The organism is Bradyrhizobium sp. LeoA1Lang, from assembly GCF_055413685.1.
On the sequence record NZ_JBVAPG010000043.1, the window covers coordinates 33935 to 57635 of the forward strand.

The 23701-nt window shown below is 60.1% G+C and carries 14 protein-coding genes and 1 pseudogene; 7 read left to right on the forward strand and 8 right to left on the reverse strand.

Annotated elements, in window-relative coordinates; genetic code table 11:
- Window positions 1-21: 21 nt before the first annotated feature.
- Both ACZYOF_RS16825 and ACZYOF_RS16830 read left to right on the forward strand, forming a co-directional pair.
- A pseudogene (locus tag ACZYOF_RS16825) lies at window positions 22-174 on the forward strand (IS5/IS1182 family transposase); the annotation flags it as partial.
- Window positions 175-391: 217 nt separating this feature from the next.
- Entirely contained in the window at window positions 392-3754 is a 3363-nt protein-coding gene (locus ACZYOF_RS16830) for an AAA family ATPase (RefSeq protein ID WP_463716457.1), read from the forward strand.
- Between the two features lie 68 nt (window positions 3755-3822).
- On the opposite strand, the gene ACZYOF_RS16835 is transcribed toward ACZYOF_RS16830, so the two are convergent.
- Entirely contained in the window at window positions 3823-5115 is a 1293-nt protein-coding gene (locus ACZYOF_RS16835; RefSeq protein ID WP_463716458.1) for a patatin-like phospholipase family protein, read from the reverse strand.
- 161 nt (window positions 5116-5276) lie between these two features.
- Between ACZYOF_RS16835 and ACZYOF_RS16840 the strand changes: the two genes are divergently transcribed.
- The gene (locus tag ACZYOF_RS16840; protein WP_463716459.1) at window positions 5277-5399 is read left to right on the forward strand and encodes a hypothetical protein; all 123 of its coding nucleotides are present in this window, start codon (window positions 5277-5279) and stop codon (window positions 5397-5399) included.
- 432 nt (window positions 5400-5831) lie between these two features.
- On the opposite strand, the gene ACZYOF_RS16845 is transcribed toward ACZYOF_RS16840, so the two are convergent.
- Window positions 5832-7445: a B12-binding domain-containing radical SAM protein gene (locus ACZYOF_RS16845; protein ID WP_130580644.1), complete on the reverse strand. Its 1614-nt coding sequence runs from the start codon at window positions 7443-7445 to the stop codon at window positions 5832-5834.
- Between the two features lie 301 nt (window positions 7446-7746).
- On the opposite strand from ACZYOF_RS16845, the gene ACZYOF_RS16850 reads away from it, so the two are divergent.
- Window positions 7747-8589, forward strand: coding sequence for an alpha/beta fold hydrolase (locus ACZYOF_RS16850; protein ID WP_463716460.1), 843 nt, complete (start codon window positions 7747-7749; stop codon window positions 8587-8589).
- A gap of 47 nt (window positions 8590-8636) precedes the next feature.
- Here ACZYOF_RS16850 and ACZYOF_RS16855 read toward each other — a convergent pair whose 3' ends face one another.
- The gene (locus tag ACZYOF_RS16855) at window positions 8637-9302 is read right to left on the reverse strand and encodes a DNA alkylation repair protein (RefSeq protein ID WP_463716461.1); all 666 of its coding nucleotides are present in this window, start codon (window positions 9300-9302) and stop codon (window positions 8637-8639) included.
- Between the two features lie 493 nt (window positions 9303-9795).
- Between ACZYOF_RS16855 and ACZYOF_RS16860 the strand changes: the two genes are divergently transcribed.
- Complete coding sequence (locus ACZYOF_RS16860) at window positions 9796-13131, forward strand: adenylate/guanylate cyclase domain-containing protein (RefSeq protein ID WP_463716462.1); 3336 nt, start codon at window positions 9796-9798, stop codon at window positions 13129-13131.
- On the opposite strand, the gene ACZYOF_RS16865 is transcribed toward ACZYOF_RS16860, so the two are convergent.
- The 3 genes from ACZYOF_RS16865 to ACZYOF_RS16875 all read right to left on the reverse strand — a co-directional run bounded on the left by ACZYOF_RS16865 (window position 13128) and on the right by ACZYOF_RS16875 (window position 14129).
- Entirely contained in the window at window positions 13128-13382 is a 255-nt protein-coding gene (locus tag ACZYOF_RS16865; RefSeq protein WP_463716463.1) for a hypothetical protein, read from the reverse strand. The two genes, ACZYOF_RS16860 and ACZYOF_RS16865, sit on opposite strands and share 4 nt — an antisense overlap.
- A 291-nt stretch (window positions 13383-13673) precedes the next feature.
- A complete protein-coding gene (locus ACZYOF_RS16870) occupies window positions 13674-13883 on the reverse strand; it encodes a PRC-barrel domain-containing protein (RefSeq protein WP_130580648.1) in 210 nt (69 codons plus the stop codon).
- Window positions 13884-13928: 45 nt separating this feature from the next.
- Window positions 13929-14129: a hypothetical protein gene (locus tag ACZYOF_RS16875; RefSeq protein ID WP_463716464.1), complete on the reverse strand. Its 201-nt coding sequence runs from the start codon at window positions 14127-14129 to the stop codon at window positions 13929-13931.
- Window positions 14130-14480: 351 nt separating this feature from the next.
- On the opposite strand from ACZYOF_RS16875, the gene ACZYOF_RS16880 reads away from it, so the two are divergent.
- Both ACZYOF_RS16880 and ACZYOF_RS16885 read left to right on the forward strand, forming a co-directional pair.
- Window positions 14481-14657: a hypothetical protein gene (locus ACZYOF_RS16880; RefSeq protein ID WP_282531096.1), complete on the forward strand. Its 177-nt coding sequence runs from the start codon at window positions 14481-14483 to the stop codon at window positions 14655-14657.
- Window positions 14658-15091: 434 nt separating this feature from the next.
- Window positions 15092-16534 carry a DUF5107 domain-containing protein gene (locus tag ACZYOF_RS16885; RefSeq protein WP_463716465.1) on the forward strand — a complete coding sequence of 481 codons (1443 nt, stop codon included), beginning with the start codon at window positions 15092-15094 and terminating at the stop codon, window positions 16532-16534.
- Window positions 16535-16543: 9 nt separating this feature from the next.
- Here ACZYOF_RS16885 and ACZYOF_RS16890 read toward each other — a convergent pair whose 3' ends face one another.
- Window positions 16544-22024 (reverse strand): DUF4082 domain-containing protein, encoded by a 5481-nt coding sequence (locus ACZYOF_RS16890; RefSeq protein WP_463716467.1) that lies wholly within the window; start codon window positions 22022-22024, stop codon window positions 16544-16546.
- Between the two features lie 836 nt (window positions 22025-22860).
- Window positions 22861-23037 carry a hypothetical protein gene (locus ACZYOF_RS16895; protein ID WP_165421322.1) on the reverse strand — a complete coding sequence of 59 codons (177 nt, stop codon included), beginning with the start codon at window positions 23035-23037 and terminating at the stop codon, window positions 22861-22863.
- Between the last annotated feature and the right edge of the window lie 664 nt (window positions 23038-23701).

Consider the following 23701-nt stretch of genomic DNA (forward strand, 5'->3'; position numbering starts at 1 on the left):
CCAAGTCTTTGATCGCGGCGCGGCACGATGAAGGCCCGTATGGGAGCGACACACTTCCTTACCAAAACGCTTCCAAAAGTAGCCGGCGAGATGGCGCTCTCGGTTCTGGTCTATAATCTTCGAGCCATGAACATTGTCGGCATCAAGCCGCTGATCCCCGCGCTTGCAGCCTGAGACAACCCTCGGGGTCCTGGCTCTCACCCGACGCCGTTTAAGGCCGTTTTTACAAGCCGGGACCCCCTAACAGACGTCGCTTTGCAGCGTCCACCCTTCGCCCGGGCCACTGTGTTAAATTGCGTGAGAAGTCCGGCGATCGGGGCTTCCGTCGACAGATGCGCCTTCGCAGGCCTCTCCAATGTGCTATTCTGATCGCAGAGGCCATAGGTATACCATGACGGGTATTGCAGAGTGGCTAGCATCGATCGGCTTGGGAGAGTACGCCCAGCGTTTCGCCGAGAACGCCATCGACCTCTCGGTCGTCGGCGATCTCACGGAGCAGGACCTCAAGGATCTCGGCGTCCTGCTTGGGCACCGGCGCAAGATTCTGCGCGCGATTGCAGAACTTAAGAGTGAAATCCCTGTATCGGCCCGAAGGGGCGCCAAACCAGCGCCGCGGGACAGCGCCGAGCGGCGCCAACTCACGGTCATGTTTTGCGATCTGGTGGATTCGTCGGCACTTTCGGCCCGACTGGACCCGGAGGACTTGCGCTCGGTCATCAGCGCCTATCACGACTGCATCGCGGAGGTTATCTCCCGGAATGAGGGCGTCATCGCGCGATACATGGGGGATGGCGTGCTTGCCTATTTCGGCTATCCCCAGGCGCACGAGGACGATGCCGAGCAGGCGACACGCGCGGGGCTGGCACTGGTCGATGCCGTGGCCAACCTCCAGACGGACATCGGCACCAAGCTACAGGTCCGCATTGGTATCGCCACCGGCATGGTCGTCGTGGGCGATCTGACCGGTGAAGGTGCCGCCAGGGAGCAGGCGGTCATTGGTGAGACACCGAACCTGGCTGCTCGCCTGCAGCAGTTCGCCGAACCCGGTATGGTGCTGATTTCCGAGAGTACGCACCAGCTCACCGCCGGATATTTCGAATACCGCGACCTCGGCTCGATCGCGCTCAAGGGATGGGCGGAGCCAGTACCTGCCTGGCAGGTGCTCGGGATAAGCCGAGTGGAAAGCCGCTTCGAGGCGCAGCGCAAGACTCGATTGACACCGCTGATCGGGCGTGACGAGGAGATCGAGCTGCTGTTGCGGCGCTGGCAGCATGCCACGTCAGGCGAAGGCTGCGTGGTGGTTCTAACTGGAGAGCCAGGTATCGGTAAGTCGCACATTGCGCTGGCGCTTCAAGAGCGACTCCGGACCGAACCACACATTACGGTACGCCATTTCTGCTCGGCGCACCACACCAACAGTGCGCTGTATCCATTCATCGCCAATCTCGAACGTGCTGCCCGGTTCGAGCGAGGCGAGACGCCGACGGAGAAGTTTGCCAAGCTTGAAGCTCTGCTCTTGCGGTCTGGCGCTGAAGCAGACCGTGTGGTGCCGGCTCTGGCCAACCTTCTGTCGCTGCCGCTCAGCGAGCGCTACCGCCTGCCCGAGCTGAGTCCGCAGAAGCGCAAGGAGATGACGCTGGCGGCGTTCCTGGCTCAGCTCGACGCATTGGCGGCGCGGCAGCCAGTGTTTGTCATCTTTGAGGATGCCCATTGGGCAGACCCGACTTCGCTGGAGCTGCTCGCGGTTACACTGGAAAGGATGCCGCGACTTCGCGTGCTGCTGCTGATCACCGCCAGACCAGAGTTCACGCCGCCCTGGCCTGGTCATGCACATGTGACGACGGTCCCGCTCACACGGCTGAGCCGGCGCAGCGGGGCGGCATTGGTCAAGCGCATCACAGCCGGCAAGACGCTCCCGGAGGAGGTCATGGACCAAATCCTCTCCCGTACCGATGGCGTGCCCCTGTTCGTCGAGGAACTGACCAAGGCCGTGCTCGAAACCGGGCTGCTGCAGGAGCGGGACGACCATTACATGCTCAGCCGTCCGCTACCCTCGATGGCGATTCCAACGACATTGAACGCATCCCTGATGGCCAGACTAGACCGATTGGCCCCGGTAAAGGACGTGGCTCAGATCGGCGCAGTTGTGGGGCGCGAGTTCTCTTACGAACTGCTGAGGGCCGTTACCGGGTTGCCGAGGCAGAGGCTTGAGGAGGCGCTTGCCCAGTTGGTTCGGGCGGAGTTGATATTCTGCCGGGGCGAGATACCTCGCGCGGTCTACACCTTCAAGCATGCGCTCGTGCGGGACGCTGCCGAAGCCGGACTTCTGAAGAGCCGACGCGCAGCGCTGCATGCCACCATCGCAGACGTCTTCGAGCAACGGTTCCCGGAAATTGTGGAGACTCAACCCGAGACTCTCGCACTCCACCTGACGGAGGCAGGACTGTTCGAAAAGGCAGGAGCATATTGGCTCCAGGCAGGCAATAAGGCGGCCATGCGCTCCGCCAACCTCGAAGCCATCGCACACTTGCGGAAAGGCATCGAGATCTTGGCCCATTCGGCCGACGGCGCACAGAAGGACAGACGCGAGCTTGATTTCCAATTCGCGCTGGGACCATGCCTAATCGCGACCGAGGGGCCGGCCTCGCCACATGCGGTGGCGACCTTCACTCGTGCGCGCGAGCTGTGCCAGCGCCTCGGAGATCCCCCCGAGGAACTACAAATCATGTTTTGGTTGACCACCGCGAGCGTCATGCGTGGTGAGTTGCCGGTCGCTGAGGAAATGATCTCGGCGCTGCTCGATCTCGCGGAGGCGCGCGGCGATCGACCAACATTGCTCAACGCGATGCGTGGGCAAGGGATGATTCGTCTTTTCATGGGACATCTTGCGGGCGCCCACGACGTGATCGAACGGGCCTTCGAAGCGTTCGAGGCGAGCAGCGAGCAGGACAGATTGGCGGCGCGTGCCGCCGGCCAGGATGCGGGCGTGGCCGATCTTGCCTTGATGTCATGGGCCCTCTGGCTGCTGGGCCGCACAGATACGGCACTCGCACGCCTGAATGCCGCCATTCGGCGTGCCGACGCCATCAGTCATCCGCATTCGCAGGCCTATGGATGTTATTATGCGTCCATTCTCCACGCTCTTCGGGGCGAGTTCCTGACTGCACACCGCTATGCCGAACGCTGTCTCGCCTTGTCGGAGGAACACGGATTCCGGCAATGGCGAGGATTGGCGCGCGCCGTCCGGGGGATAAGCGCCACCTTTCTTGATCCTTCGTCCGCCGCGCTCGCGGAAATCCGGACTGCGATGAAGGAACATCACAGCGCGGGCTATCAGCTCGGCATCACAGCACTCTACGTGCTCCTCTGTCCGGCCTTGCTATCGAGCCAACAATGCGAAGCTACGCTGGAGCTTATCGAACAGGGCCTAGCTACAACCAGGCGTAATAGCGAACGGATATTTGAGGCCGAACTGTATCGACTGAAAGCGCGCGTGTCGCTCTTCCATGGCGTACCGGAAGCCGGCACCGAGGCGCAATCAATGCTCGATCACGCATTGACAATTGCAAGAAGCCAGCACGCCAAGGCCCTTGAACTTCGAGTTGCCGTAGACCTTGCCGCCTTGTGGATCGATCAGGGCGGCAGGCGCGAGAAAGCGCTCGAGCTGCTCGCGCCCATCTACGCCTGGTTCACCGAGGGCCTTGATACGCAGGATCTAAGGCAAGCAAAGGCATTACTCGACCGGCTGCGGTAATTTCGCTTGGACGCCCGATATCGTGGCCTGGCTCAGAAGGTCGGCCGTAACGCTACTTTACCTTGGCGTTAAGCCGCTCGCTTCTGACAATCATGATACGTATCTAGCACCTCCCCCCATCCCTGCGGGTCGTTCTTCTTCGGATCCTCATTTATGAAATGTGGCCCGGCATGCTCCGGAAGCCCTTTGTGTTTGTTGTATGCTTTGATTGCTTGTTCCGTAGCAGCCTTCCCCAGCTTTCGCCCCATATCCAGGTTGCTGTGATTCCATTTGAAACTGATGTGCCCCGGCACCCGAATCTCGACGACGGTGCCTTCCCACTTCTTGTCCCCGGGTTTTGGTGGGTCGTACCGCACATGGTATTTGAACAGCCTGACGTCATCTTCGCCAACGGTCGCAGCGAACAATTGGCAGAGATTTGCCAGCGCATCGTGAAGGTTTTGCGGCTTGCGGACTTGCTTGGCATCGACGATCCTGCTCACCCATATTTCGTGTAGCGGATCGTCTGGCTTATGGTGCTCCTCGAGCAAGCTCTCGAAGTTGACCGTGTCGACCAGGGCTCCTTCGCAGTATGTAACTCCGTCGATCCGTACGGTTTCTTCGACGAAGGGAAGGGCTGAACACGCACATAGGCTGGATGCGCTGATGGGCCCCTTGTACTCTTTCTCGTCGGCTTTCTGGGTCATTGGACGGTTGGAAAACAACGCAAGCTTATGTGCGTCAAGATTCCAGGCGTTGTGAAATATGCATGGCGTTCCAGGTTTTTTCAGCGCCTCGAAATTTATGCTCTTCATAAACTGGCTGTGCGGATAGTTGATCCTGGAGAGGCCAGTGACGTGGGACAGATACATCATGGACGTGAGATAACGAACGAAAGGATTAGGTGCCAGCACCTGATTAAGAATCCATCCGTTTACGTCTCCCCTGTCCAGGTTCGCGAACCTCTTCCCGCCGTCTGTGTCAGGCTGTTGAGCGAACCAGAGCGACATGGACTCCCTGTAGGCATTCATGATGCTGGATGGGCTCCATATATCCTTATAGGTATTGGGATCTGTGACGAAGTTGGTCACAGCCTTGCCAACGCTCTCCCAATCCGGACCGAACACGGTGTTTATGGGAAAGCGCCTATAGCCTTCATCGTCTCGAAACACGCCATTTTTGAAGAACTGATAGGTCTTTTCCGCCCTATCCTTATTTGCAACTCGATCAAACTGATTGTAGACGATCCCAACCCAAGCGCCGATGCAGGACAATGTCCACACATCAAAGGTTATATCTGCGTCGGCAAGAGCTTCCAGAACCCCAATGTGCAGGCCTGCTGCCGGACCGCCACCGCCGAGCGCTATCGCTCTCTTCACCATTGGTTCCTCCATCTAATCTGTCGTGTGGCTCATTCTCCGATCGAATTTCTGAATTGCGTAGAGATGACGAGATCAGTCGTTCTTGGACAGGCTCATAGATCCAGAATTGCGAAACACCCAGAATTGCGAAACACGTGTGTGCGACGGAGCGGTGGACGTCGATGTTCGACGCTTTCTCGAACATGCTGATCGCACTGGCGCCCGTCGGACAAGAGCCGGCGTTAACGTATCGCGGTCTGGCCCATCCATCTGTGAACCGGTTCACGCAAGATATTTATCGCTGACGATAGTACGCAGTCCCTGTAGTCCAATCGCGGCTTCCGCTGTTGGCCTTCTGAAACAGACCGACCTCTCCCAAATGTTCGCTCTGAGAAGTAGACCAGACCTCTTTCCGTGGAATCCCACCGCCGGCTTATGACCCGAAGCGGCCTCCGGAACATCAAACAACTTTGCATCTGCCTGTTGCCATTTCAGAAGCGTTGGGCCGATGCGCTCGCGGGGCCGGCTATCACCATCATTCAAATTCGGTCACACGGGTCGGCAAGGCGATATTCTCGAATGACACGTTCTAGTTTTAGTTGTGTCAAGATAAAAATGCATGTAGATTAATTTTATTGCGCTTTCAGATGTAAAGCGGAGCGAGCTCGGGGTGGCGTCGAGCACTCAATTTGCCTTGTGCAGCTTGTTAGATCTGCGTCCGCCGCATCTCGCGGGCGTCAGGCTCTGTTCTCGGCCATCGCGATGTTAGCCGTCGAATTTGAGGGTGGCCCATCCAGAATGGCCAGACGACGATCGATGGCGCTGATGACCTGGCGTGAAAAAGGTCCAAGGTGCGCGTAGGCCGCAATCATGGCTACCGCGATTCGTGCCGAGGACGAGTCTCGCTTGGCGCTGTTGAGGAACGTTCGCCAAAACGGATCGTGCGCTTCGGGAATGGCGGTGACGACGCGATGCACGGTCTCCAGCGCCCGCACCTTGCCACGGATGTCACCGACAGGCAGTTCCTGGCGTTGCCTCGAACGGTCGAGCATCGTCATCAATCGGTCGACACGGCTCGCATACGCGGCAGGGTGATAGACGCTCTCCAGAATTTGTCTGTAGTCCATCAGGATGTCGCGCATCGGACGCGTCGGATCGAAATTGATGCCGTCGGTGCACTGATCGCCGCCGATGGTTGGCCCCATATCATGATTGGGGTGCAGCCGACCCTCGCGGGCAAGGCGGCGTGTGAGCTGCGTGTTTGGCAAGGCATAGAGCAGGCCAACCATGCAGACGGGGATGGCTGCCTCCTCGATGAAGTCGACCATGGCGCCCGCGATCGAAACTTTCTCGCTGTCGAAGCCCACGATGAAGCCCGCGGTGACGAGCATCCCGGCGCCGTATATCCTGTGAATGCTCTCCGCGATATCGCGTCGGGTGTTCTGCTTCTTCTTGGTCGCGGCCAGGGTCGCCGGGTCCGGACTTTCGATGCCGACGAAAATGCCGAAGAAGTTGGCCGCGGCCATCATCTCCAGGAGTTCCCGATCATCGGCCAGATTGATCGAGGCTTCCGTCGAAAACTCGAACGGATAATCGTGCGCGCGTTGCCAGGCGGCGAGTTCCGGAAGAAACAGCTTGAGCGACTTCTTGTTGCCGATGAAGTTATCGTCGACGAAGTCGAGATGGCCGCGATATCCCATCTCGTAGAGCGCATCGAGCTCGGCAAGCATCTGCGGGGTGGTCTTGGTCCGCGGCACCCGTCCGTAAAGTTCGATGATATCGCAAAACTCGCAGGTGAAGGGGCAGCCGCGCGAATACTGCACACCGAGATAGAGATAGTCTTCAAAGTTGAGCAGGTCGAAACGCGGCACTGGCGTCTTGGTGACGTCGGCCTGGAACTTGGGCGCTGTGAACACGCCCGATCGGGCGCCGCTCTCCCAAGCCGCAATGAACTCGCCAATAACACCCTCGGCCTCACCGAGCACCTGAAAGTCGGCTGCGGCATAGATGTGCGGACTGGAGGTCGGGTCGGGGCCACCGACAGCCACCGGCTTGCCCTGTGAGCGACAAAGCTCGATCAGCCGCAGCGTGTCAGCCTGTTGCGGCAACATTCCGCCGGTGAAGACGACGTCAGCCCAGGCAAGATCATCGTCCGAGAGCGACGCCGTATTGCAGTCGACCAGGCGCACCGTCCAGTGGCCCGGTAACATCGCGGCGACGGAAATCAGGCCGAGGGGAGCCGCGGGGCGGCGAACGCCCATCAACTTGCAGGATTCGCCAAAGCTCCAGAACGAGTCCGCGGCGAAGCGCGGATAGAGCATAAGCACGTTGCACGTACGCGGCGTGTCCATGTGTCCTAAGATGGCGTGTCCTAAGATGGCCCATGTCTCGGTCCATCCCCTTACGAGACGAACCTAGCCCCGGCAAGGGCGTACTGGAGCTAAGCTGATGATTCTTACGGGTGCAACAACCGGCTCCGGAGCCAGCAACTGCTACGATCCTTTTTTCCAAGGACGTGGCAGAAATGGCACGCAATTGAGCGATTTTTGTGTTCGCGCAGGAGTGATACAGCAGCTCTTGAGACTCAATTTTGGAACTCGCACTCTCCTGCGGCAATCTGCCGTCCACGGTCCGCTTCGCGGAGCATAATGCATGACCGACCTTACCTTGGCGAACGGCAATGTACGACTTGCCGCATCAGTCGATGGCCCGATGGATGCGGTGCCTGTCTTGTTCCTGCATGGGGCAAGCGTAAGTCGTGATACGTGGGACGAAACCAGGCAACGATTGATCGATCGATATTGCGTTTGGACGCTCGATTTTCGTGGTCACGGCCACTCCGATCGCGCGCCGAACTATGACCTTGCGGGTTACATCTCCGATGCCGAGACTGCTCTGGCGGCGATAGGCCGTCCGGCAATCGTCGTTGGGCATTCGCTGGGCGCGTGCGTGGCCGGTGTGCTCAGCCAAACCAATCCGAACATTCGGGCCGTATTCCTTGAGGACCCGCCGTGGTTCCTGGGACGTCTGGAGGAATGGAGCAACTCGATATTCTCGAAGTTGTTCTCACTCTTGCTGTTGCGGCTGACGAAATGGCAGCAGGAGCCTCCGCCGTTCACAACCTATGTCGAGTTTCTTTCCAATGGGCCTGACCGCCTGGGAGGTGTCGTCAAGGACCACATATCGGCCCGCCATTTGCTCAGCCACGCTTCCGCGATACAGCGCGTCGACCCGCGTTGTCTTCGTGATGACTGCTTGAAAGAGGCGTTGTCATCGATATCAACCGAGCGACCGTTCTTGTGCCCAGCAAAGCTCGTTCGAGGCGAGGAACGGTTCGGAGGAGCATTTTCGGATGAACACGCCGGCAGTCTGCTGGCGACCAATCCCCGTCTTGAAGTTGTCCAATACAAACAGTGCGGCCATCATCCGCATCGCATGCTGGGGTTTGAACAGCGGTTCTTTGATGATCTTGAGGACTTCATTGCGAAGACCTGAACGGCGGTAGCGACAGTCGATCGCAAGCGCCGCCGTGCGGCACGCCACTAGGCCAACGCCTTTTGGCGACGCACCATTTCAGCAATCCAGACGGGCGCGTAAGGCGGCGTACAGCCCGGCGACGCCGGATAGTCGACGAGAACCTGAAGCTTTTCGCCAATGCCGATGGCGCGAGGGCGGTATCTGCGGTGACGGATGCCAATCTCGGCAAGGCAGTGGTTCATCGACCACTGCTTGGGTGCAGGCGTATCCTTCATCTCCATCTCGATTTGGTCCAGCAGGCCGTCCAAATCCAACCCATCAGCACGCTTGATCACGCGATCAGTCGTTAAGCTCCAGCCGGCCCGTCCGACCAGATCCGTGCCGTCCTTCCAGCGTAGACGCAGCTCTTCAGCGTGCTTCCCAGGCTTGACGATGTTGGTGATAAACCAGTCCAGGAGCTTTGGCGCGCGAATGTCGTGGATCATCGCGTCGAGCTCATCGGCGGAGAAGGCTTTTGGCCTGGCGATCAAGGTCGCCAGCAGCCGTGCAGCCGTGTCACCGGTGGCCCAGAGCTCTTTTGCCAGTTCATGCTGGGTCTTCACGCGCTTGGCGACCGCACGCACTGCAGACAGATTGACGCCATGATCGTCGCCGCGTTCTTCATTGGCTGCGCGCAGCTTTGGATCTTCCAGCAAGGCCAGTTCGGCCATGACGTCGGTAGCTGCGGACATGCAGTTCCTCCATGATCGCCTAAGCCTAAGTAATTCTCGGACGCAGACCTATATAACAGGTTGTGGTCGCCGACGACCAGAGAGCCGCGAACCACCCTCGAAATACCCGCTCTACAGTCGACGAGAGCGCAGTTTCGGACAGACTTGGTTGGAGGTTCCCTCCGATTCTCGACAGGTCGCAGCGATGCTGCGCATAACCGCTTCAGGTTCGCCCATTCAGCCCACCTGCGCTCATGAACCTTTAGCCAATAGGCAGAGACGTACCAACAGATGATTGTGCCTGCTGCCCGGCCTCCTCCCTCACCCGGGGCGCGCTGGCGGTTTTTCTTTCTACCTCGGCAGGAGAAAATTCGGTCCTATTGTCAGCGGCCTCACATTTCGTTCCAGACCGGCCGGGCTATCAGACTTGAGGGGATCAGTCGGCAGGCAGATCGTGGTCGGAGCATGGTAATTCAGTTCGGCTAGCCGCCAACCAGAGGGTGGGTGGTGCCCAATGCAGCAGATTGCGGACTGGCTCGATAAGCTTGGGCTTGGGCAATACGCGAAGCGTTTTGCCGAGAACGGGATCGATATTGGCATCCTGCCCGAACTGAAAGATGAGGACTTCGACAGGCTCGGAGTCCTGCTCGGCCATCGCCGTAAAATGCTCCGTGCGGTCGCCGAACTCGATCAAGCCGAACTCATCACCGGCTCGGCGCATCGGCACGACGCCGAGAGACGCCATCTCACCGTTATGTTCTGCGACCTGGTAGGCTCGACTGCGCTCTCGGCGCGCCTCGATCCCGAGGACATGTGGGAGGTGATCAGAGCCTACCGGGCCGCCTGCGCGAGGGTCATTGCCGCCTATGACGGCATGATCGCCAGGTTCGTTGGCGATGGAATCCTCGCCTATTTTGGCTATCCCCGCGCACACGAGGATGACGCGGAGCGCGCAGTGCGAGCGGGCCTCGATATCATCGCCGCAATGGGAAAGCTCGAAACGCGCGTGGAAGAACGGGTCGAAGTGCGGATCGCGATCTCGACCGGGCTTGTGGTGGTCGGCGACCTCATCAGCGGAGGTGCGTCGGAGGAGCAGGCGATGGTCGGTGATACACCGAACCTCGCTGCCCGGCTCCAGAGCCTGGCGGAGCCGGGGGTGGTTGTGGTTTCTGCTTCAACGCGCCGGCTGCTCGGCGACCTCTTCACTTTTCGCAATGTCGGCGACCGCGAGGTCAAGGGGATCTCCGATCCCATCGCGGTCTGGGCGGTCGAAGGTGCAGCGGCATCGGAGAGCCGCTTCGAGGCGGTGCGCACGGCGCGCTCGATTGGCTTTGTCGGCCGCAAGGCAGAAATCGAATTCGTGCTCTCGCGCCAGCAACTGGCATGGCAGGGCCAGGGTCAAGTGGTGTTGATTTCCGGTGAGGCCGGAATCGGCAAATCGCGCCTTGTGGCAACGCTGGCCGAGAGCCTCGCGCTGGGGTCGCACCGCCGGGTGCGGTATCAGTGCTCGCCTTACCATACCAACAGTGCGCTTCATCCCTTCATCGCTCAGCTCGAGCGGGCAGCCGGCATCACGTCACAGGACACACCCGCGCAAACGCTCGACAAGCTTGAGGCAATGCTGGCGCTCGGAACGCGGCAGGTGGCGAGTGTGACGCCGCTTATTGCCGCGCTTCTGTCGATCGCAACCGGCGAGCGCTATCCGCCGCTCGGCTTGACTCCAGCGCAGCAGCGGCGACAGACATTCGCTGCGCTCCTCGACCAGCTTGAGGGCTTGGCACGGCAGCAACCTGTGCTGATTGTCTGCGAGGATATGCATTGGGCTGATGCCACGACGCTCGAGCTGTACGACCTCGCGGTCGATCGGATCAGGGGACTGCCAATCCTCGTGCTCATGACATTCCGGCCCGAGTTCGAGCCGCCTTGGGCGGGCCTTGCCAATGTCAGCCTGCTGCGGCTCGATCGGCTTGACCGGCAGGACACGCGCGCACTGGTCGAGCAGGTGGCTGTCGGTCGACAGATGCCGCGCGAAATGATGACGCAGATCATCAACAAGACGGATGGCATCCCGCTTTTCGTCGAGGAATTGACCAAGATGGTGCTGGAGTCCGGACTGCTCGTGGAAGAAGCCGGGCGCTATCGCCTCGATAGTCCGCTACCGCCACTCGCCATTCCCGCGACGCTGCACGACTCGCTCATGGCGCGGCTCGACCGGCTGGCGCCGGTCAAGGAGGTTGCCCAGATCGGCGCAGCCATTGGCCGCGACTTCCCATACACGCTGCTGCGATGCGTAGCGGGGCGGGATGAGCTGACGCTGAGCGCCGCGCTGGCGCAGCTCGAACAGGCCGAACTGCTGTTGCGCCGCGGGACGCCACCCGAAGCGAGCTATAGCTTCAAGCATGCACTCGTTCAGGAAGCGGCCTACGAGAGCCTGCTCAAGAGCCGCCGGCAACTGCTGCATAAGCACATTGGCGATGTCCTTCGCGATCAGTTTCCGAGCATGGCCGAGACCGAGCCGGAAGTCGTGGCATACCACTTTACCCAGGCGGGCTTGAGCGGGTCAGCCCTTGAGTGGTGGCGCAAGGCCGGCCAGCAGGCGTTGAAACGCTCGGCCTATTCCGAGGCGATTGCACATCTCGGCAAGGCCGTTGCCATTGCCGATGAACTGCCTGCTGAGCCTGATCGGATGATGAGTCGGCTCCATCTTCAAATCGCATATGGCCGCGCGTTGCGGGGCAGCCTTGGGCACAGCGCTCCCGAGACGGTGGCCGCATGGACGCGCGCCCGACAGTTCGCGGCTGACACCAATGATCCGGCTGAACTCGCGCCGATCCATTCCGGCCTGTTCAATGCATGCCTCACTCACGGCGAGATCGCGCCGATGCGGGAGTTGGCGGATGCGATCATTGGTGCCGCCGACCGACGGCCGGAGTCGCCGATAGCCGCCATTGTCGCACACTGGACCAGTGGGGTGACCTGCTGGTTCGCCGGCGAGTACTTGAACGCGCGAATGCATCTCGAACAGGCACTCGCGATCTATGGTGCCGAGCCGGATCCCGCGACGTTCAGGGCGTCCGCGCTCGATCTGCCGTTCGTTATCATGAGGTTTCTTGCCCTGGTGCTTTGGCCGCTTGGAGCGATCGATCGCGCGCGCCGGCTCGCTGCAGAAGCGGTGAGTGGTTCAGGTGAAAAGCGAGCGCTTGCTCAAGCCAATGCGCTCGTTCATCGGGCTGTTTTCGACGGACTATGCGGGGGCATGCTGGAGCAAACGGAGACAATCCTGGCCTTGGGTCTGGCGCGCGACCATACGATGCCGCTGTATGTGGCGGCGGGCACTTATCTGAACGGCCTGGCAAAGTGGCGTGCAGGCGAGCGAATGGTTGGGCTCACGGAAATGCGCCGAGGCTGGACGTTGCTGCACGAGAATGATTGCTACCTCTGTGAACCGTTTTGGGGGATGCATGTTGCCGTGGCGGATGCAGAGGCGGGCCAACCCGAGGCCGGGTTGGAAACTTTGAGGGAATTGATCGGGTGGGCGCAACAATCCGGCCAGCATTGGCTTGATGCCGAACTGCATCGCGTCCAAGGTGAACTTTTGTTGCGTCATGACGCTGCGAACCTTTCCAGTGCCGAAGATGCCTTCAACAGAGCCCTGGAAATCGCCCGACACCAACAGGCAAGGACGTTCGAGCTACGCGGCGCACTTGGACTTGCGCGCCTGCACAACACAAATGGCCGACCTGGGGCGGTATCCGCAGTGCTCGCTCCCGTCCTCGCTGAATTCGACGCGGGGTGGCAGGATCTCCCCGAAATCAAAGAAGCCGAAGGGCTGCTCAAGGATAGGCATTAGTCGGTCTGCCATTTCGTAACGCTTCTGGAAAAGGAAGAGGATGCCAGTTGGATTAGCTCACGCTGACCGAGCCGGTCGACAGCCGGATCCTGGAGGACGCGTGGCGACCTGAGCAGGCGCTGAACCTCCACCAGCAGCCGGTGAACGGCGGCATCCTGCATCGCAACCCTGGTCAGGGCGGCGTTGTATTTGAGCCGCCTCTCCAAATCTGCCGGGCGTTCGCCGCGCGTCTCCGGATAGCCGGCTGTCAAAACGGCGATTTTGACCCTTTGCGGACTTCGCCTTAAGGCCGCCCATGCTGGTCGACGCTCGGCAGCTCGCTTTGTCCGCGTTTGGAACCGAAACATTTTCTAGCCTGACTGATTTACTCCCGGGGCTTCGCAAGATGCGAGGCATTCATGGACCCTCTCTCGGCGGGCGACGTGTTCCTTACGATCACGATCATGTCCATCACTTTCCTGATCGAGGTCGGCTTTTTCATCTTGATTGGAATGCTCTGAAAGGAGCGCGCGCTCTGGGCAGTTAGCAGCCGATACGACGGTCTAGTCCTCTGGGAACTTGATGGTTGAGACCGGCCATCTTCCATCATGACCTTCGATCGAAATCCGAAGCCCGTGCAGTTCATCCAGCCAAACGTTCTCGACCGTGCCTGCCTTTCCGTCGGTAAGGACGACGGCGCTGCCGATCAATTCGGATTGCGCCGCACCATACTCACTCAAAATTCTTGACGCACGGAGCTTCACCGATGGCATTGCTCGTCCTGTTCGGCCGAGCCGGGTGTGCTGTCCCAAGGCGGCTCAACGCAGACGTTTGTCCCAGCGCTCAACATCGGGAATGATTGATGGCGACTGCTCTTCCAATTCGCGGAGCCGGTCGATTTGTGTTCTAAGGCGCCGCGGTAGTTCCGGCTCTTCCTTCAGTAATGCGCGCAGTCTCTCCCCAATCTCTTGAACGATTGCTCGGCTGTGTCCGTGGTCTATGTTAATGCGGTTGCGCATAGCGCGGCCTCATTCGGGCAAGAAAAAGCGCCAGCATCGGAGACCCAGCGCGCCTACCCCTCCGGCAGCTCTCCCGCGTGCGAACGCGGCTGGCAATTTTGAACGGAACCGGAGACCGCCGCTTTTGGCTATCTGCGCGAGCGCTTCTTTTAGAACAGCGGGCCCCGCAGCAGGAACCTTTGGCTATCCCGCGACATGCGCCATGTAGTTAACGGCGAGCGACGGTCTCGTGCTTCTAAAGTCTTGACCGGAGCTTTCGTTCCCTGACTTTTGATCGGACGCCGTTCGGACGGTGGAACCATTTCAGAGAATGTCCGGTTAGTCCGTAGGGCCGATGGAGGAAACATCGCCATGAGGATCAAATATTTTGTTGCAATTGCGATAGCCGCCTTTGCCGCTGGTACTGGACTGGCGGTCCATTCTGTCGGCTCGCTGCCGCCCGAAAAGCAGTCCCCGCCTGCCGCCGCCCAATTGGCGACCCAGTTAGCTGAGTCCGTGGATCCGTTCTTGGTTCGGTCCGGCGGCTGACGGCTGGCGTAACTCAAAACGCCGGCGCTGCCAAAGTCATGGGGGATCGCACCCGTTCGGCAGAGCGATCGGCTCGTCGAATTCACGGCCGAAGCCCACGCGCAGCGATACTTAGCGCCTCGTCCAGCAATGCTGTAACGCCTTTGCCTCACATCCCATGGTGCTCGCATCCATACGTCGCGTTGCTCGTCCGTCGGATTGAACGCGAGAATAGGTCCGCTGCTTCTGCCTGCCGCAACGTCGCGTCCAGTATTTCCGATCTTGGGCCCATAGCCGACCCGACCACTCGAGCCGTCGGCGTCCGCTTTCAGATCTAAAGCGGAACGAGCTTGCGCAGTCCCTATCGTCGGCGTTTGACCCATTGCGGTTTTGGCGTTCCGTTTCGAGGCGACGCGCACTAGAATTCTGCTGGTGCTCATTCAAAGGCGACGTAGATGCCGGTCGGGGTTCCCTCGCGTGCTCTTGCTTGTTTCGGAATAGCAGCAGTTTCGGCGCTCTGTGCGTTTCACGTCGTGCGTGCAGCTTCGCCGGCGCCAGACAGCGCGTCTCTCAGAGAGACGGCGATGACGTGGAGTACCGTCAAGTACGCGACCGATGCGGAGAACGGATTTCTCAGCGGGTCCCTCGACAAGAACACGATCGTCGATCGCACGTTCAGGGCTCACGTGCTCGAGAATCGATATCTGAAGGTAACACTCGTGCCCGAATTCGGCGGGCGCATTCTTTCCATCATTTACAAGCCGACCGGCCACGAACAACTCTATCGCACGGATGTCGGCGTGCCCTACGGGATCAAGGCCGGAAATTTCTACTACGACTGGCTGATGGTATACGGCGGCATCTTCCCTACATTCCCGGATCCCGAGCACGGCAAAACGTGGCTGAAGCCGTGGGCTTTCGAGGTGGTGAAGGAGAGCGCCGACGAAGTGACGGTCGCGATGTCGCTTAAAGACAATTTCGATTATTCCGCGCGGCCTGGCAAATTCAGGAGTTCAACCGGGATCGAAGCGACCTATTACGTCACGCTCAAGGCCGGTCGGGCCGCACTCGATGCGCGCATGGTGCTGAAGAATCCGCACGACAAGGCGATCCAGTACGAGTACTGGACATGCACGACGCTCGCTCCGGGATCGGAGCCGAAAAGCCCCAAAACGACCGCCGGCGCCGAAATCATCGCGCCGATCCGAACTTACAGCACGCCCGCCTGGTCGGCCAATCTGGCAGACGGCGACGAGAGCGCGGGCATGGGCACGCGGCGCTTCGAAAGCCTGCGCTTCTTCAAGAACTGGCCGACGATGGGCATCGCCTACGCGGCACCCGATATGCAGGGCGGGAATTTCTGGGGCGTGATCAACCATAACAACGAAGAGGGAATTATCCGCATCGCGGACAACACGCTGACGCCGGGCTTGAAAATGTGGACGTGGGGATTCCACGCGTTCACCAGCGAAACCGATCCCCGCAAGGAGCCGAATGAGTGGCGACCGTACGTCGAATTATGGGCGGGCGTGTCAGACCAATTTTTCCATAGCGCTGACTTTCCCGCGCTGGGTGAGGTCTCGATTCCGGAGACCTACAGTCCGACTGTCGGCATGAGCAACGTGACGCATGCGAATGAGAATATCCTGATCAATCTCTCGGCCAAGGCGTCTGGCGTGTCTCTCCAGTTCTTCAGTATCGAACCGGCCGCCCCGCTCCGCGTAACGTTGAAACGCGGCGACACGGCACTGTTCGACGACATCGTGAAAGCCGATCCGAAAAATGGAAATCGCATTTCGGCAACGATTCTTGACGGCAGCAGCGGCGAACAGGTGAAGCTGACGATCAGGACCACGGATGGAAAAGAACTGATCGCCGCCGAGACGACAATGAACTGACTCCTTTCCTCATGCCGCGAGTTGTGGACGGAACAGCACGTCGACGCCGTAACTCGTCGCATTATAGCTGTTCGTCGGGAACAGGCTGCCCGATCCATACGCATACACGCCATTGCCTCCGATCGAAGCCGATGATGGTGCGGTCAACGGCCCGTTGCTGATCGCCGAGCTGAACATGTTGGGATCGGCGGAGTAGTTTCCTGAGGTGTGATAGGACGCAACATACGTCGTCCCTGCAGTGATCGTGACCGGCGCGGCGAAGTTGACCTGCTGCCAGCCGCTGGCCGTCTCGCTGGTGAAGGTGGCGGTGGCCAGCAGGGTGCCGGTGCTGCTCCAGAGATTCGCAGTATGGGTGCCGGTGTTCGATGGGCCCTTGTAGAAGCGCAGCCCGGTGATGTCACCGGCGCTGGACGACTGGAATTTGAACCCGAGCTCCACCGATTGCGGATCATTGACTGACACCACGCTCGGTGTCGGATCGGAGCCGAACAGGCTTGTGATGCTCGCGGATGCTGCGTTGACGGTCAGGGAGGCGGATGCGCTCGCCGTCCCGCCCTGGCCGTCGGAGACGGCGTAACTGAATGACGCCGGTCCCGTATAGCCGGAGTTAGGTGTGAAGGTGATGGTGTTGGTCTGAGCGTCGAAGCTTGCGGTGCCATTGACGCCGTTGCTGACGCCCGTGATCGTCAGGGTATCGCCATCCGGATCGGTGTCGTTGGCAAGCAACGCGGAGGCTGCAATCGAGATCGGCGAGTTTTGAGTGGCGCTGAAGCCGGAGTCGTTTGCCGCGACCGGCGTCTGGTTGGCAGCGCCGCCCACCGGGCTGAACAGCACGTCCACCCAGTAGTTAGTCGCACCGAAGGTGCTGGTCGGGAACAGGTTATCAGTGCCGTAGGTATAGACACCGTTGTTGCCGCCGGATGCGGTGAGCGGGCCGTTGACGCGCGACGTGGTGAAGTAGTTGCTGGTCGACGCGTAGCGGCCGTTGCTGTGGAAGCTTGCCACGTAAGTCGTGCCGGCGGTGATCGAGACAGGATTGCTGAAGGTCACCGTCTGCCATCCACTGCTGGTCTCGTTGGTGAATGTGGCGGTCGCCAGCAGCGTGCCGGTGCTGCTCCACAACGAACCTGTGTGGGTGCCGGTGTCACCGGCGCTCTTGTAGTATTTGATGCCGTTGATGGTGCCGGACGCAGAGGACGTGAACCGCATCCCCAGATTGACCGGGGCCGGGTCGGAATCCGAGAGAATCGCCGGCGTGTCGGAGCCTGAGAACAAGCTCACCGACGGCGGGATCACTGTCAAATTGGCTGTTGCAGTCGCGGTGCCGCCGCGCCCATCGGAGATGGCGTAGCTGAAGGACGCAGCGCCGGTGTAGCCGGCGTTCGGCGTGAAGGTGATCACATTGGTCTGGGCGTTGAAGCTGACGGTACCGTTGACGGCGCCGCTCACACCGGTGATGGTCAGCGGATCGCCATTCGGATCAGTATCATTGGCAAGCAGGGCTGACGCGGCAATGGTCAGAGCCGTATTCAGCGCGGCGTCGTAGCCGCTGTCGTTGTTCGCAACCGGCGGCTGGTTGGCTGCCTGATTCACCGTCAGACTGACCGTTGCAGTGGCCGTGCCGCCCTGTCCGTCTGCGATGTCGTAGCTGAAGGACGCGGGCCCGGTATAGCCGGCGGTCGGCGTGAAGGTGATCGTATTGGTCTGGCTGTTGAAGCTGACCGTGCCGTTGACGGCGCCGCTCGCGCCCGTGATTGCCAGTGTGCCGCCGTCCGGATCGGTATCGTTGGCAAGCAGCGCCGCCGCCGCAATCGTCAGCGCCGTGTTCTGCGTGGTGTCGTAGCCGCTGTCGTTGTTGGCAACCGGCGGCAGATTGCTGGCGCCGCCGGACGGCGCAAACACGACATCGACCCAATAGTTGGCGGCGTTATAGGAACTGGTCGGGAAGATGCCGGACGTGCTGGTGCCGCCATAGGAGTAGACACCATTGCCGCCGGCGGCAAGGCTGGAAAGCGCGGTCAACGGGCCGTTTGCGATGGCCGTGGTGAAGTAGTTGTTGGTCGCCACATAGGCGCCGGTGGTGTGATAGGACGCGACATAGGTGGTGTTGGCGTCGATCGAAACCGCTGACGGCAGCATGACGGTCTGCCAACCGCTGGCTGACGTATTGGTGAAGGTGGCGGTGGCGAGGCGAGTGCCCGTCGACGACCAGAGATCGAGGGTGTTGATGCCGGTGTCGCTCGCGCTGCGATAGAATCTGAGCGCCGTGATCTGCCCGGCGACCGAGGACGTGAACTTCATCCCGACTTCGATCTGGGATCCGTCATTGAGGTCGGTCAGAGCCGGCGTGCTTGACGCGCTGAACAGGCTGACGGGAGCCGCTCCTGGCGGTACCACGGTGAAGCTGACAGTGGCCGATGCCGTACCGCCGCGCCCATCTGAGATCGTGTAGGTGAAGCTCGCCGGACCGGTGTAGCCGGCATCGGGCGTAAAGGTGATGGTGTTGTTCTGCGGATTGGGCTGCGTGTTGAGCACGACGGTGCCGTGCGTTGCTGCACTCACGGCGATGACGCTGACCGCATCCCCATCGGGATCGCTGTCGTTCCCGGTCAGGGACGACGCCGCGATCGTCAGGGCCAGATCGCGTGTCGCAATCGGTCCGTCGTCGTTGGCGGCTATGGGCGCGCTGTTGGCGGCAGAAGGATTGAACATGACGTCAACCCAGAAATTCGTCGCCGCGAACGTGCTTGTCGGGAACGCGATATTGCTGCTGTAGGCATAGACGCCATTGCCACTGGCGAGAGCGGTCAGCGGACCGCTCGTCACATTGCTCATGAAGTAGTTTACGCTCGAGGAGTAATGGCCCACGCTCGTGTGATAGGAGGCGATGTAGGTGGCTCCAGGCGTCAGCGAAACCGGGTTGGAGAAGGTCACGCTCTGCCAGCCGCTTGCAGTTTCGTTTGTGAATGTGGCGGTTGCCAGCAAGGTGCCGGTGCTGCTCCAGAGCTGGCCGGTGTGGGTGCCGATATCCTGGCTGCCCTTGTAGAAGCGGATGCCGCTTACGGTGCCGGCAACCGACGTCTGGAATCTCACGCCCAGTTCGACGGCGCTTGCATCCGTGGTGTTGACGGTATCGGGGGTGGCCGAGCCCGGAAAGAGCGAGATGTAAGTCGGAGCCGCGACGGTCACCGTGCGACCCACGGAAGGCGTTTCGAGATTGATGCTGTCGTCCACCGCGCGCGACATGATGGTGTAGGTCCCGGCGACCTGCGGAGACCAGCTATAGGACCATGTCTCGTCACCAATCGCCGGATGCCAGCTCAAGCCGCCGTCCGTCGATACTTCCACGCCGGCGATCACGCCGCCGCCGAAATCCGATGCCGTGCCGAAAATCGTGACCACGTCTCCGGCACTGATGTTTGCCAGCGCGTTGACGCTCGAGGTCGGCGCGGTCTGGTCCGTGGAGCCGGTGGAGGCGACCAAGTCCGGCTGCAGCGTTCCCGGCTGAATACCCATATCGGCGAGCAGGTTGACCATCGACTGTTGCACGCGCACGTCGGTGGGCGTTGGCGTCAGGTCGTGATTGTCGCTCAGACCCCAGGCCCAGTAGACCGTTCCGGCGGCGAAGACCAATGCGCGACTCGCCGCGCGATAGAGCGTCAGGTTATGGGTCGAGATGGCGCTTCCGGTCGTGTTGCCGTAGTCAAGGAGATAGGAGGTAACCGGGACTGTCGTCGAGGAGAGCCGGACGAGGCCGGCGGGATCGAATCCATTGTCGACCGCTTCGTCCCACTCATAGCCGAGATAGTTCCTGGTCAGCGTCGCTATCTGCTCCGGCTGAAGCGCCGCAACGCTGGTATTGCGCCAGAAGCGCAGATTGGCGTCGTCGTAGGGAATTGTGATGGCCTGGAGGCCGCTGCCTTGGCCGACATCATCGACCTGGAACATCTGTCCGATCAAGGCATTTTCCGGACTCCCTCCGCCGAGCGCCGGCGGGCTGAGACGGGGATCACGGAACGTTCCGGTCCACTGGTCGCTTGGATCGATCGACGCGTCTGGCGACCAGGTCTCCTTGTAGGAGATCAAGGTGCGGTACGCCGTGGCGTCGCTGCTGATGCTGTTGCCCCAGCGCGTGCGCCAATACATCTCGTTGCCGCTCCAGAACGCCAGATTCACGCCGGCATCGCGGGCCGCCTCGACATTGGCGCGCTGTTGCCCGGACCAGTACTCGTCGTGACCAGCGTCGAGATAGAGCTTGTGATTGAGGAGCAGACTGCCGTAACGGTCCGTGTCAATGCCCGACATGTAGGAGACGTCGTAGCCGTTCTGCTCCAGCCAGTAGATCGCCGCGTATTCAGCGCCGAACAGATAGTCCTGCGGACCTGCAAAGCTTCCAACGCTGCCGCGGGTGGCAATCGGCCGATTGTAGCTCACCGCGTAGGCGCGTCCGGCACCCTGACCTGTGGCAGGGCCGTTGCCGCCATAGAAATTCGCGCCGCCCCAGCCGTTATAGGCCTGCCAGGTCGTGTCGGAGGTCTGAAAGACGACATCGCTGGTGCTGCTGTCATCCCTGACGATGAACGGGATGTGATTGGCGCCTTCAACGCCGTCCTCGCGTACGAGCTTTGCGATATAGACGCCCGACACGGCATCTTCCGGAACATCCCAGGAAGCCGAAACGGACCAGTTGCCGGCATCGACAAGGCCGGTCATGTCGTCACGCAGCGGCGCCGGCTGGTTCTGCACGCCCGTGTGCTGGATGGTCGCGACCTTTCGCGCTCCCATGCCGCCATAATAGCCGAGGCGGTAGATGTCGATCCGGTAGTTTGAAGAATCCGTATTGATCTTGAAATCGATCTGGTTGCCACGATTCACGCTGATGTCGGTGGCAAAACCTTCGATATTCGAGCTGCCAGCACCCTCGATATCCCATTCGCTTTGCGGGTTTCCCAGCTTCTGGTTCTCGAGCACGATTGGATTTGTAGAAGTCGCGGCGGCCGCAAGCCCGTTAGGCGACGCGGTTGTGTTGGGCTGCCGCGCGGCAGGAGAAAGCTCTGCAGTCGTTACCGAGCCCGACAGAATTCCGATTTCACCCTTCCCCGTGCCGGTACCAGTCTCTCCGCCGCCCGGCAGCATGCCCCAACTTCTGATCGCCCCTCCGCCTGATGGTGCATTCCAATTTGCGAGCGGCGCAACGTTCTCCAAGGACATGGAGACACTGGTAGAGGCGCCCATGACCCCGGCGCGGCCGGTCAACACGAAATCTGCTCCGCCAGACACGCGGCTGCCGTGCAACTGCGCCGACGCCGCATTGGCTGCTTTCTGATCGAGCAATTGTGTTGGGGCAATGAAGTAGCCGCAGCCACAAACCTGCGCGACTGCTGGAGGTGTGGAAGATCCGAAAATGTTCGGGGTCGCAATCGAAGGCACGTGACCAAGGATGACCACAGGATTTGTCGGCGCTGGTTCGGCCGCCGCGGAGGTTGGCATCCGGACCTCGGTCGTCAACGCTGCAAATCCGGCGTCCGACGTTGCAGTGGATGCCGACGCCGCGACACCTGAGGCACTCAGGCCCAGACCTTCCTGCAAATTCCGCGCGGCGAGCAGCGACAGCGACTCGTCTTCGTCTGAAGCTGACACTCGGACATTTCTTCGCAGAAGCGTGCGTGGCCACGTCTGCACTCCGAGAGCCATGCGGCCCAAACCGGACTCTTCGTATAACTGCCTCATGCTATGACACCGTCTGAAAATGTTTAATTTTCGCGAATTAAATATTAGTCGTGATTTAATTCAATTTGCTGTTGTGTCGCACCCCAGCCCTTTGCTGAACAACCAGATGTCGATCTTCGTCAAACCAAACGTGGATAATCGTGATTTTCTAATGAGTTGAATCCAGCCGAACGTCTCTTCGCGGATAAATAAATTTCAAATCGGGGGATATTCAATTTGCGCTTGAATGGAGCAGGCAAGGCGCCCGCATGCGAATTGCATCGCGCCGCCTGCCTGGCGGCATGCGCTGCGTGGTCGCGCAACTCATTGCTGCGCGAACCGGTGCGTCTTTTGGACTCATCAGTTCGATGCTGGCCGATCCGCTCGACGCGCGAGACAACGCCGTCACGCGGGACGGGTCTCGCATGCGGAATCCGGATCGACCTGGTCGCTATCGAAGCGACATGTGCATTGCGGAGGCAAGGCGGATGCGCGCTGACGCGAACGCCTTGCATCGACGCGATGAAGCTATCTATCTAAGATATGGGCCGAGCCGCGCGGAGACGGAATCGGCCTACGCATTCCCCATCGCGAGCCTCGCAAGCAGGGATGTCAAGCTACTTGGTGCTCAGTGAAATGCCGAGGGCCGATGCTTTCACGGTCACCGCTGCGGGCGACCTCTTGAGAGACTTTGCGATTTTGTCTCGACCACGCTTCTCTTTCGCCATGGTCTTGAGCGTCTTCAGGTCGTCCTTCGACCATAACACCCGCGTGGCTTTCTTTTTCTTCGCCATTACAACTCCTCTTCAAGAGCCCATGTTTTACGAACCCAGGCTAATCCGGTCAAGGAACATTGACTGCAGGCATTGGAGCAGTTGGATACGGTCGATAAGCACCGTGGTGCGTTGCAGCCACGATCACGAAAAGAACAGCAAATACGATGATGGCACGCATGGTCAGGCTCCGCATGAAACCTATCTAACACTCAATGATCTCGGGCATTGTGAACTAGCTCACCAGTTCCAGTGGATCGCAACGTTCATGACGCCTATGCTGCACATGTGCTGGAGGACAGTCGATTAGCGCAACCTAGCTGATGGCTGGAGTGCGGTTGCCGGACTCGTCATCGGTGGTATGCCCCTCGCCTTCGCCGGCAGCATGCTGAGCGTGAAGCCGCTGCCCTACTTCAAGCAAATAAGCCGGACGTCGGGCCCTCCACTCGGCTCCCCCTCCACTCTTGAGCCAAAAGCGATATTCACGAGCATGATCTTTTTCGGAAAACCGGTCTCCACTTTTCCGGATCATGCTCTAACGCATGAAGCACGGGCGACTTGGGGATGTCCCGATCGGTGTTGAACTACGTCGGGCCGACGTTGCCAGAATGAATGTTACGCGGCCCTTGTGACATGGGCAACGGGCTTGATCGTCATGGGATTGTGGTGAGCTTGAAGGGCCGCA